This window comes from uncultured Winogradskyella sp. (assembly GCF_947498345.1).
Classification (GTDB): domain Bacteria; phylum Bacteroidota; class Bacteroidia; order Flavobacteriales; family Flavobacteriaceae; genus Winogradskyella.
Genome location: NZ_CANMJY010000005.1, coordinates 83,279 through 96,140, shown reverse-complemented (window position 1 = coordinate 96,140; position 12,862 = coordinate 83,279). Strand labels below are relative to the sequence as shown.

The 12,862-nt window shown below is 33.3% G+C and carries 8 protein-coding genes and 1 pseudogene; 3 read left to right on the top strand and 6 right to left on the bottom strand.

Annotated features, from left to right (window positions below):
* Positions 1-35 precede the first annotated feature (35 nt).
* The 4 genes from Q0912_RS08195 to Q0912_RS08180 all read right to left on the bottom strand — a co-directional run bounded on the left by Q0912_RS08195 (position 36) and on the right by Q0912_RS08180 (position 5,013).
* Positions 36-836 carry an ABC transporter permease gene (locus Q0912_RS08195; protein WP_299113912.1) on the bottom strand — a complete coding sequence of 267 codons (801 nt, stop codon included), beginning with the start codon at positions 834-836 and terminating at the stop codon, positions 36-38.
* A gap of 90 nt (positions 837-926) precedes the next feature.
* Complete coding sequence (locus Q0912_RS08190) at positions 927-1,925, bottom strand: 2-hydroxyacid dehydrogenase (RefSeq protein WP_299113910.1); 999 nt, start codon at positions 1,923-1,925, stop codon at positions 927-929.
* 298 nt (positions 1,926-2,223) lie between these two features.
* The gene (locus Q0912_RS08185; RefSeq protein ID WP_299113908.1) at positions 2,224-3,771 is read right to left on the bottom strand and encodes a CRTAC1 family protein; all 1,548 of its coding nucleotides are present in this window, start codon (positions 3,769-3,771) and stop codon (positions 2,224-2,226) included.
* A 315-nt stretch (positions 3,772-4,086) separates the two neighbouring features.
* A complete protein-coding gene (locus Q0912_RS08180) occupies positions 4,087-5,013 on the bottom strand; it encodes a helix-turn-helix domain-containing protein (protein ID WP_299113906.1) in 927 nt (308 codons plus the stop codon).
* A gap of 434 nt (positions 5,014-5,447) precedes the next feature.
* On the opposite strand from Q0912_RS08180, the gene Q0912_RS08175 reads away from it, so the two are divergent.
* From Q0912_RS08175 to Q0912_RS08165, 3 genes are all read left to right on the top strand, one after another.
* Positions 5,448-6,308, top strand: a complete 861-nt coding sequence (locus tag Q0912_RS08175; RefSeq protein ID WP_299113904.1) for a DPP IV N-terminal domain-containing protein — start codon at positions 5,448-5,450, stop codon at positions 6,306-6,308.
* Between the two features lie 148 nt (positions 6,309-6,456).
* Positions 6,457-7,380, top strand: a complete 924-nt coding sequence (locus tag Q0912_RS08170) for a hypothetical protein (protein ID WP_299113903.1) — start codon at positions 6,457-6,459, stop codon at positions 7,378-7,380.
* A complete protein-coding gene (locus Q0912_RS08165) occupies positions 7,370-7,699 on the top strand; it encodes a YciI family protein (protein WP_299113901.1) in 330 nt (109 codons plus the stop codon). The genes Q0912_RS08170 and Q0912_RS08165 overlap by 11 nt, the downstream gene beginning before the upstream one ends.
* Before the next feature lie 296 nt (positions 7,700-7,995).
* Here Q0912_RS08165 and Q0912_RS08160 read toward each other — a convergent pair whose 3' ends face one another.
* Together Q0912_RS08160 and Q0912_RS08155 are read right to left on the bottom strand one after the other, a co-directional pair.
* Entirely contained in the window at positions 7,996-8,472 is a 477-nt protein-coding gene (locus Q0912_RS08160; protein WP_299113899.1) for a hypothetical protein, read from the bottom strand.
* Positions 8,473-9,176: 704 nt separating this feature from the next.
* A pseudogene (locus Q0912_RS08155) lies at positions 9,177-9,461 on the bottom strand (RHS repeat-associated core domain-containing protein); the annotation flags it as partial.
* Positions 9,462-12,862 lie beyond the last annotated feature (3,401 nt).

The following is a 12,862-nucleotide window of genomic DNA, read 5'->3' as shown; positions in this document are numbered from 1 at the left end:
ATTCTTAAAATGGGTCACTATATGTTGTTCATCTTTCATAAATCATAAAAAATATCAGTAACAAAAACGGCAATAAAATCAATAATAAAAAGAAGTAAAGATGTAAAGACCACAGCTGTATTTGCAGCTTTACCGACACCAGCTGTTCCTTTTTTACAATAATACCCTTTAAAGCATCCGACAATACCTATAGCAAATCCAAAGAAAAAGGATTTAATGGTTGCCGGGATTATGTCACCAAACTCTAGAGAGTTAAATACTTGATTAAAGAATAAAGTAAAAGAAACATTCCCTTTTAAATTTTCTACCAGAAAAGAGCCATACAATGCAATAGCATCACCAATAATAACAAGTAAGGGTAGCATTAAGGTTGTTGCCAAAACACGTGTTACCACCAGATATTTAAACGGATTAGTTCCAGATACTTCCATAGCATCAATTTGCTCAGTAACACGCATAGAACCTAATTCTGCACCTATACCCGAACCAATTTTACCAGCACAAACTAAGGCAGTAATTATTGGTCCTATTTCTCTTACTATAGAAATACCAACCATAGACGGCATCCAGGATACTGCGCCAAACTCTATTAGTGTTGGTCTAGTTTGTAAGGTGAGTACCAATCCAATAATAAAACCTGTAACGCCTACTAATAGTAATGAACGGTTGCCCATTAAATAACATTGGCGTAATAGCTCTTTTATTTCAAAGGGACGTTTAAAAGCTTCCTTAAAAAATCTGGATGTAAAATATGATAGTTCACCTATCTCTAATAAAAAGGATTTTAATTGCGTTTTTATGTTTGTTAAGACTAACATTATACATGATGAACTCATTCAAAAGTATGAGATTTTATAGCCGTTAAAAATGATAATCATCACTTATATATACATGATTATATTGTTTAAATTCAGGTAATTATGATTTTAGTTTATTTCTGTAAGTTCATTTTCACTTTCTTTTCCAGAAGCCCAACTATCTAGGTTAATTATGGTTGTTTCAGCTATATTTGTTAAGGCTTCATCCGTTAGAAATGCATGGTGACCAGTTATAAGAACATTGGGCATTGCATTTAAAATCATTAAGTTATTGTCTTTTGGTATGTCTCTTGAATGGTCTTTAAAGAAAATTCCTTTTTCATTTTCATAGACATCAATTCCTAAAGCACTTATTTTTCCATTTTTTAACCCTTCAATAACGGCTTTGGTATTTATAATAGAACCTCTTGCAGTATTAATAAGGATCATTCCATCTTTCATTTTATCAATCAAATCTTTATTAATAAGCTCATGAGTTTCTGTATTTAATGGAACATGTAATGAAATTATATCAGACTCAGCACATAGGTCATTCAGTGAAGCATAAGTCATACCATAGTTTTTTACCAATTCTGCATTATGTTCAATATCATAACCGAGAAGTTTGCAACCAAAACCATGCATTATTTTACTCATCACTGTTCCGATTCTACCAGTACCAATAATGCCTACGGTTTTTTTGTTTAAATCAAACCCAATTAAATGATCCAGGTTAAAGTTGTAGCGATTTATACGATCATTAGATTCTATCAATTTTCTATTCAAAGCTAGTAATAAAGCCACGGCGTGTTCTGCTATTGTATTAGGGGAATACTCAGGAACATTAGCGACTCTAATATCTGATCTTAAAGCAGCTCTTAGATTAACATTATCATACCCTGCTGAGCGGAGAGTGATATATTTTACACCAAACTCTTTGAGTTTTTCAATAGTTATAAAGCAGGCCTCATCAGCCGAAAAAATAGATACGGCATCATAACCTATAGCTTTTATTGCAGTTTTAGAAGATAAAACTTCTTTTGTAAAAGTTAGTTGGTGTTTCTTACGGTTAGCTTCTTCTATATAGGGGATTTCAAAATTTTTAGAACTGTAGACTAGTATTTTCATGGCTTTATATATTATTAGATATTGTAAATCTATCTATTCTACAAAAGCCATGAAATGACATTGCTCATCTTATAATTCACAAGATCTAACTTTTGTTTTCCTTGACCTGTTAACTTTAATTGTACCAAGTTTGTATTTATAGAGTTTTATGTCTTAAGAGCTCTATAATATTATTTTCTGTAACGGGAAGTAACTGTATCCTATTTTGAGTTAGATATGAATTAACAGCTTTCAAGCTATAAAAAGTAAATTTGCTAGATATAATAATGCATGTATAAAGTCTTAGTATACCGAAAAATTAATCTATCAATGGATTTCCGCTGCCTTCTTTTATAGAGTTTAACTCATTAATCGAAACCTTTAAGAAGGTTTCCAATCGTCCTGATGGCCATTTTACTTTTAATTCTTTAACTTTTTTTGCACTATTTAGTCCAAAATGTTGAACCAAAGTATTGTGTCCAAAAAAGGTGTCTGAGGAAGTCACAACTCTTCTTTGCGTTATGCTTTCATCTTTTAGCTTTATGGTTAACCAAATTTTGGCACCAATAGCGCTAGTGTTAGAATCGCTGCCTATTAATTTTAGCTTTATCCAATTATATTTGTTGGACAAGTTATTTTTTAAGAGAGAACTATGTTTTCCTGGCCCAGGAACAAACAAGTCTAGATCGCCATCATTATCATAATCTCCAACAGTTCCTCCACTTTGATGTTTGTCAATATTCCCTAATTCACCAGCCTGTTTTCTAGTGAAGTTTCCTTTACCATCATTTTGATAATACCGTAATGTATATGTTGAATCGCTTACCATTATGGCATCAATATCTGCATCATTATCAAAATCTCCCCATAAAGAAGTTGTAGTCATATCCGAATCTGTTACAATAGGTTGGTTTTTCACTTTTTTAAACTTGCCTCCATCGTTCCTATATAAAAAGTTTGGACTCGGTTGGTTTTTCCCATCTACTACGGTGGCCCAATTAGTGATATGAGCATCCCAGTCTCCATCATTATCAATATCATGAAAACTCCATTGGTTGCCTTCAACAAGAGCCTTAGCGATTTCTATATCTAACCACCTTTTAAAACCAATTTCTCCATTCTGGGAGAATGTGTTTTTGTACATTAAATCTACTTTTGATTTACCACTGCCCATGCCTATAAATATATCCAAATCATTGTCATCGTCTAAGTCAAATAACGTAGGGTGCATGTAAGTGTCCTTTTCAGGGATGCTAATATCTGTTGTCTCAATTTTTTCAAAGTCATAATTAGGAGCACCTTGATTGATTAGCAAATGAGGTGATGTTGGTTTGCCATGCCACGTAGCCGCTTCTAGCCAATTAGGTCTTGTGACTAACAAATCCAAATCACCATCATTGTTAAAGTCTCCAAATCCAGCACAGATCCCAGAGAGTGTTGAATCTGCGAATACTCCATTGTTTATTCTTTCAAACTTTCCGTCACCTAAATTTTTGTATAGAGCACCATGATACCCAGCTACATATATATCTACTAAGCCATCTCGGTTATAATCACCTGAGGTTACGCTAAACCAGTAGCCTTCATCTGATACAAGAGGAGAATTTAATTCTCTCTTTAAAACCCCATTTTCATTTACATAAAGTTTGTTGAATTTTTTCTGTCTACCAGGCATTCTATTTACAATAAACAAATCAAGATCATCATCTTGATCAATATCGATCCATGCAGCTCCTGTCCAAAAATCTTCTATGTTTATCTCCGATATAGATGAGTTTTTTACTTCTTTAAATTTTTGCGCGTCTATTTGATATATTGAGATAGTAGCAATTGTACAAATGATATATGCTTTCGATTTGATTTTCATATTTCTAAATAATTAAAGTATAACATGTACAAACCTAGGAATGTTTCAATTTTTTTATTGAAAAGTTTGAGGCAGTTGAGTCCTAACTTAGGAATTGGTATAAAATCTAGCCTTTTAATGAATCTTATATTGATTTCTGCTTTTTAAATTTAAGCACTAAGATGTTTTGTTGCTAATGCACTTTATTTTTGAATAAAAAAGTCAACCAATTAAATTGAGAGCTTTAATATTTTGGGTAATGGTAATAATTATTTCAACAGAATAATGTAGACTACTTGTGAGGTTTTTTCAAGTTATAAAACAAAATAAACCCTGTTAAGTTGTTTTATTTTTTTTAATAAATTGCTTAGGAGTATCTCCAACATATTTTTTGAAAACCCTGTAAAAAGAACTATTACTTTTAAAGCCCGATTCACGTGCGATTGCAAATAGAGTAAGGTTCTTTTTACTGCCATCAAGAAGGGTGGTCTTCAATTCCTCTATTCTAAGTTTATTGATGTAGTCAAAAAAATTATTACCATTTTGTTGATTTATTGCTGCAGATAGTTGATGCATAGAAACATTCAGTTCTTCAGCCACAGAGATTATTTTTAAGTTAGGATTTCTATAAAGTTTTTTGGTTTCCATCAATTCATTTAAATCTAGCATCAAATTTTTAAACTCTTCCGTCTTTAATACGTGATTGTTATTCAGTTTTTGTTTAGGCAAACTATCAAATTCAATTTCGAGCTTCTCATCATACCCCTTGAATGTAAAGTATACTTGAAGTAAAAGAACCAATAAAACTAATAATGAGATGGTGAACTTATCAACTAAGCCATAATAAACACCATAAAAGTGAGCAATTAGACAAATCAAAAAGCTAATAAGTGAGATAATGGAAATCAGTAAATAAAGGTTTAGCGATCTTTTGTTAAGTTTGTGTTGGGTGTCATCTGAGTCATATGAGCTAAACAAGACTGATTTTCTTTTTAAAATAAAATAGCCTAGCAAACAATAGATGCCAATGTGAAAAACATATAAGTATTGCATGATCTCAGTTTCTGGCCTTTGTCCAGAAACATAAATACTTTTTATAATGTCTAACTTTTCAGATGGGGATTTTATATAGAAAGGCAAAATCCAGATAAATACAATTATAAAAGGAATAAAGTGTATTATTTCTTTCCATGTAACTTTACGTTTTACATGTAAATAGAAAAATGGCCCTATTGTGAATAAAAGAGGACCATTAATCCACATTAATTGAGGGTATTTTATAAATAAGTTTGAGAGTTCGTAATATGAAAACAATAGGCAAACTGAAAATAAAAAGGTTCCTATGGCCATATAACCCCTCGATTTATTTTTAACAGATTTTACAATGTAGTACAACCCAAGATTAAAGCAACTAAAAGCTGCAAAAAGAATTAATAAATTATAAAGGTCAACGCTAGCCATACATATAACATTTTTTCATAGTTAAATTAAAGTTGCTTCCTATGAGTTATAAATATAGATATATTATGTATTGAAATTATTATTAAATGATTTCGTTTTACCGTACAATAAAACGTTTATAGGTAGAATTAGTGTTTTTTTATATCAGCTTATAAATTGAGACAATTCAACTTAATTCTTTTTGATAAATAATAGCTATTTTCAATGTATCATGTTAAACTATTAAGATATCAAATATGAAATACTTCAAACTTGTAGCATTTTTATTTATAAGTGCAATTTTTTATGGTCAAAATAGCATTGTGTATTTATCTAATCAATCTGGTAACTTTGATATTTTCATCATTGATCAAAATGGAGAGAATAAAAAACAACTTACCTCAAATAAAGGCTGGGACTGGTCACCAAAATGGAACGAGAAACTTAACGCCATTATATACAATTCTAATGATACGTTAAAAAAGTTTTCTATTAAGGCCGTTGATAGGAGTGGTATTTCAAAGAAATTGGATACGAAGAAAATGGAAGAGTTTATACTTTCTCCAGATGCTACAAAAGTGCTCTACACACTCAAGGACAATAACAACAGGTATATAGGTGTTTTTGATTTGAATGCGGAAACTAATAAGCTTCTTATATCTAATCCGTCATACAATGGTCGGCCAGATTGGTCACCAGATGGCAAATCTTTCAGTTTTATTTCTGACAGAGAAGGTAATAATGAACTATACGTATATCACATAGATACCAAATCGACACATAGATTGACCAACTCTGAGAAAAGTGAAAAATATACTAGTTGGATGCCAGATTCTAAAACAATTGTTTACACATATCATTATTCTGATGAAAGGGATAATGAGCGCAATGATATTTTTTCAGTAAATATCAACACAAAAAATATAAATCAAATAACAAGCGATATTAATTTTTATCAAGAAATTGATGTGTCCCCAGATGGAAAAAAAATAGTGTTTCATGCTAAGCGAAATGGGAAGCACCATCTTTATACTATAAACATTGATGGTAAAAATGAAGAACAAATTACTACAGTAGAAGCTTATCATGGTGAACCAGAATGGGTACCTTCAAATTGAGATTAAGACTGTTTTATGCAACACTTTTATAGTTTTTTTAACTTCGCTTACTGCAAATTAGTGTTCGTTTATAAGTTAGTGTTGAAAATTCAGTCATAAAAAATATTACTTTTTTTTACATTTAGTTTTCGTTATAAAACTATATATCATGAAATCACTAATCATCATCTGTTTATTGATAAGTCCATTTGTGTTGTCACAAAATGTTCAGTTTGTTAATCAATCAATGGATAGCATCCACGCAAAAGAAATTAGAAGTCTTTTTGAAGACAGTAAACATAACATTTGGTTAAGTACCAAGTCTGATGGTATTTATAGATTAAAAGATGGTCAGCTTCAAAAAATGATTAGCACTAATACATCAGTATTATCAGGGTTTATTTCAGCTTTAGAAGACGAAGATGGTAGTATTTGGTTTTCTGCAAGAGGTGTTATGAAATTTAAGAACGATGCAGTAAACATTTTAACCGAACATGATGGTGTAAGCAGTAGTGTTATTTTTTCAATATCAAAAGCAGATGATGATACCATTTGCTTTTCAGGAAATAGAGGTACCGATTGTATTTCCGAAAAGGGCATAAAAAAGTTTAATGCTACAAACGGATTAAAACATCAGGTGGTTCATGATGCTAAGAAAGATACATTAGGGCAGTTTTGGTTTGCCACCAGAAAAGGCGGATTAAATATGGTTGATGATAAAGGCAAATGGCATTATTTTTTAGAAGGAGTAAACTGCAGAAAGCTCTTAAAACTCAAAAACGGAAACCTATGGATTGGTACCTCTACAGGAGCAATTTTGCTAAATATAAACACACACACATTTACAATTATCGAAAAAGGATTTGCTTTGATTCCACAATTGGAATCTCAAGATGAGTCGGTTGTATTTGCCACAGAAGGTCATGGTGTTTTTGTGTATGCTCAACAAACCTGGAAACAATTCAACGCAGAAAATTCAATATTAAAATGCAATGTGGTGCACACGATCATCGAAGATGTAAACCAAACATTATGGATGGGTTTTGATAAAGGATTTCAAGTTATTAAACCTTCAGAACTCTATGGAAACTAATTTATTCATTAACTATTTAACCTTAACCGACAGGTACAAGACTATTAACAACTGGACTGATGACACACAGCAAATCATAGAAGCTCATGGTACATTTTTAAAGACTTTAGGTGAAGAAGGTGTTTTAATATTTGCAGGCAGAACATTACTACAGCCTAACCATAAAAACCTCTTTGGTATTGCAGTGATTAAAGCATCTTCATTGGATGCTGCAAAACAAATATTTGGTAAAGATCCCGCTATAAAAGCACATATTCAACAATCGCTTGTTTTACCATTTTCAATGGGAATACATTATTTCGATAATCTTAAGGAATAGTAGTTGTATGTAGCATTTTCTATGTTTTATAAGAATAGGCGAGGGGATATTTATAGATTTATATATCGGAGCCCATTTGAAACACCACAGAACATATACCCCATATTCTATATGGTTTAAGAAACGTTCACCATTTCTAAGAATAAGAACAGGCTCTTTTTTAAGAGCCTGTTGAATTTATAAATTGGAAATTATTAATGGGTAGCATTTACTAATTTGCAAAAGCTCCCGTTTGGAACACTACCCAACTTTCGCTGTGGTTTATATTTACCTAAGTCATATCCTAATTTAGAACACTACCATTCTGTACCGTTGTCATAAATCACTAAACCATTAAGGTTAATTGCCTTGTATATATCAGTATTTGCCTCATTACAAAATGTTTCATCATTATAATTGATGCAATCTACGATAGCATGGTTAGGCATCATAACAACCTTTTTTCCATTAATTTCTAGTGTATCACTAGAAGTTTTTGTATGCGTGAGTTTGACTACTTTAAAGTTGTATTCCTTATTAATTTTAATCGTATTTCCACTTGGGTTTTTATTATTCAAAACAGATAAAACTAAGTGCTTTCTTTTATAAATAGTATCCTTAACAGTAATCTTATTGTTTTTTTTAGTTGATTCAATTGAAATTACTCTTCCATAGATACTTTCTATTTTCTCATTTTTATTAAATATTGTATTCTTTGTTTGAGTATTTGTTTTTCTTTTTACATAACAACTTGCTAGAAAAACAAATAAGATTAAAGTTAGAAAATATTTCATTTTAAATGTAATCATGCTCTTTATTATTAAAAACGTTGAGTTTGAATAGTTCTATTATTTGATTTCCATTGTAAACTATATACTGTCCCTGAAAAAACTGGGTTGCCACCAATTCGTTGTATAGGCATAGTTATACCAGGACCACCATTAGAATTTTCATAAACTACATGCTCAGTAATTACTCCACTTGGAGGGGTTGCAGCTTGATGAGCAGTTGGATAAACGCTACCTGGCTGTCCAGCATTGGGTGATGAAACCCCTGAAGCTTGAGATATTTTTGCTCCTTGATAAGCTTCAGTTACTTCATGAAGTGTATCAGCACCTGGATTGCCATTAGCATCGCTAAAATTTTCTAGAACATTAGGGTTTATCTCCTGATTAGCTGTAACAGTATTATTACCCTGTGCATCTTGAGTTACAGTATTTCCCATAAAACTACCACCAACTCTTAAAGAGTTATCAGAATTATAATTATCATTTTGTGCATCAATATTCACGGTAATGCTTCCATCGTCAATTGCATCAACCAATTGTTGCGTATCACTATTTAAAGCAACATTATTTCCGTTTTGATCTTGATTTATTGTATATGTCACTTTACCATTTGCATCTTGTGACAAGGTTAATTGGCCTTGTACAGATGCTTGTAATTCATCAAATGCTTTTAGACTTTCAGTTCCCGTAATAATAACATCGTCAGGTGCCATCCCATCAGGATCAATGAATCGTAAAGGATTATTAAATGCATAATTATATGGTGAGTGTCTACGCATTTGTTCCGCAAGAGGGTCAAGGTTCATCCAGCGACCCAAACTTGCATCATAGTTTCTAGCACCATAATCGTACCAGTCTAAACCTAATTCATTGTTAAGTTCCTTTCCATTGTACTTGTACTTCTGTGCTACACTATTAACATTAGCATTCACAACATTATTGTACCCTTTGTGCTTTAAACCAAAAGGATAGTAATTATTCTCCTCAATGATCTCGAGACGGTTTTGGAAGACTCTAAAGTTATCGACATGGCAGGTGGTGCTTACACCATCATCACTACCTGTGCCTTTTTCAAAATACAAACGTATATGGTCGCCCGTAAAACTTAGATCTGCTTCAAAATGGCCATCTTGTAATACATAGCGATCTCTGTCGGCATTGCTTTCCCAAACCCCATTGATACGCTCTTTAACAAAGAATACCGTAACATCCATATCGCCTTTTTCAAAATCAAATTCTATATGTACAGGGACTCCAGGAATTACATCTCTGTACTTACTTGTACTGTTCCATCTTGGGGTAATACTTACATTAAGTTTTGAGTTGTTATTATTTATAACCACGCTAGAACCATTAGAGGACCAATCGGAGGTATTAGTGGTAAAATCATCATCAGCTAGAGTAGAAGCCACTTCATCTTTTGCATAGTTGAGCCTTATATTTCCTAAATGGTCCTTGTAGTTATATACATAATCATAGACCTGTGTGCTGGTTGGGAAATAAAACGGAGGGCCAGTATCACCAATTTCTTCACTCACATCGACATAACCTTCCGGGTGCGAAAACATTTTGAGAACATTATCACCAGTGCCTGGCTGCGATATATTATCTATATATTCGTATATAAAGTTACCAGCATAAGAGGTGATGGTAAGCGGCGTATGTGTATTGTACACTTTTTTATCTTGCTTTACTCCCGTAGCATCGTAGGTATATTCTATGCGTCTTGCTTGCAAGTTATGAAACACCACTTTTACAGGTAGATTTAAATGGTTATACTCTATGGATGTGATCGCTTTATTTTTATCCTCGGTCATATTACCATTAACATCATATGCATAATCTGTAGTCTGTGTAGTCACTTGAGTGAAGCCCAGATTATTATCTCCATTTTCTTCAACATTGGTCAATTGATTGCCTTGATATTGATAGAGCAGATTATCCATATTAGATACAGGTGAGAGGCCGTTGTGACCACTGCGTCTTAAGGTAAGGATATTTCCGTTTCTATCATAACTCACATCGGTGAGATCGTATTGGTTATTATGGTTGACTCCAGAGTCCTTAATAAAGTTAGCATCCGTTATACGGTTTAGGGCATCATAACTGTAAGCATAACCACGTTTAATTTCCTGTTCTAAGGTTGCGGCATCTACACTTTGCGTGTTCCATAAGGTTTCACTGATGTTACCATTAAACAGCGTTGTATTATTTTGTCCAAGTTCTGTAGTGTTGTAATTGAGTTGAAATCCAAAGAGGTCATTACCTAAACTATTAAGATCATTAATGGTTTTTAGCCACCCACGGATGTTGTAAGTGTAATCTACATCTTGTAAAGGATTGTTAAGGTTAACCAATCTAAAGTCTTTGATCTTACTGTTTTGGTGATGCAATGAAATATCACCATAGAGTGGTGCAGTAGTGGCTTCAGCTTCAGAGGTGTAAAAAGGCTCTCCGTTTTTATAGTAGCGTACTACCGTACCACGACGCTCAACTCTAAATACATCACCAGGCGCCGATAGACTTTTGATGCCTTTGTCTGAGCCATTCTCATAGATCTTTACGCTACCATTCCATAATACATAAATCGTATAGTCTATATTGTTATAATGGGTATTAGGATCATTATAATTAAGCCCTACCATATAGGATTTATATGTGGTTACGGGAGTAAACTCCACATAGCCATCTCCAATAATGGATTGTAGTGTAGATAAACCTTCGTTCCAACCATTAGCTGTGGTTTTTTCTATCGTATTATCTATGAGGGTGATCCCGGCAGAAACATTAACATAATCTGTATCTGTAACTAATGGACCACCAACACTTTTCTTGTGCAATTGACCTACTTCATCATAAAAATGATTAAGGATGAGCTCTTCATGGTTATCATTTATAATTTGTGTTTGTCGAAGCATTCTCCCAGTATGGTCATAAGTAAACTTATCTAAGGTATTTACGGGTACTGCGCTTTTACCGCCTGCATCATCTATATGTGAGCTAAAGGTTTTAATGACCTTACCATTAAAGTCCAACAAACTGGTAACGATATCACTCTTTTCAAGGTATTCGTTTTTGGAAGCTGTAGTTACAGGTCGACCTTTAACATCATAATAGGTTTCGTTATGTGTCCAATCGGTCGTTTCTAAAGTACGTATCTTAGATCCTGTAGGCAATCCAGTAACATCTTGCGCATAGTTTTGCCCGCAACCAGAAAAGCCAATATGTACGTCTTCTATGGCTGTAGTTGTGTCTAAAAACGAACTATCTCCTATTAAGGTTTCTGTGGTGGTTACAGCCGATATGTGAAATACCTCATTGTTGTGTTTATAATAAATAGTATTACCAATACGCTCAACCTTAAATATATCGCCAGGTACAAAGTTGGTAACGGCAATATTTTGAAATACACCTTTTTCATAGACAAAGACTCTGGAATCTGTGCCACTTCCTGTATATATGGCATAATCGATACTAACATAACCATTACCCTGTGTAGAAGTGGTTTCAGACAAACCTACCATGACACGTTTATCTGATTGTGTTACTTTCCATTGAATATAACCATCGCTGGCTATGGTTTTAGCACTGGTAAATCCAGCATTCCAACTACCGCTTGCTACTTTACTGATAACATTATCCAATTGACTAAGTCCTAAGGACAAATCCATTTCATACGACGCTCCATAATTATTAAGCGTATCCCAAATATAGTCATCATAGTAGTTAACAATATGTAATTCATAGATATCACTGGTAGGATAAGCTACATTTTTATAATAAATACGTTTGCCGTCAATAGTAATCCCTCTATTAGACCTTACTTCATGCATTACGGTTTCTCCGTCCAATACGCCTTGCAGGTCATTTCTGGAAAGGTTGTAACTGTGAAGGCCAGTAAATGCGACACGGTCAAAAGCATCATACTTGGTAAAAAGCCATTGCTTGCTTATTCTTAATTTGGCATCCTGAGTGAGCACTGGTCGATCTAATTTGTCATAGACGATGTATTCCCAACCTTTGCCTGGAATTTTCTTTTCAATAAGTCGGTTACGCTGATCATAACGGTATTGGTAGCATAACTGATCGAGTTCAGTACTTGTAGGAAGTGTACCGCTATCACTAACCTTTGGTGGCAATACATAGGTTAAATTTCCAAAATCATCATATGCATAATAGGTATCGTGTGTTATTAAAGCACTATTGTCTTCACTGAAGGTGCGTTTAAGTACCACACGTCCTAAAGCATCTTTAAATTCTTCGGTAGTATATAACTGTGCTAGGGTTTGTCCTGGTTGCCAGTTTTCGTCTTTAGTGATGGTTTTATGTAGTTCATTTGAACTGTAATTGTTATCGAACCCCAAAACAGGATCTATGGTATTACCACCATTAAAGC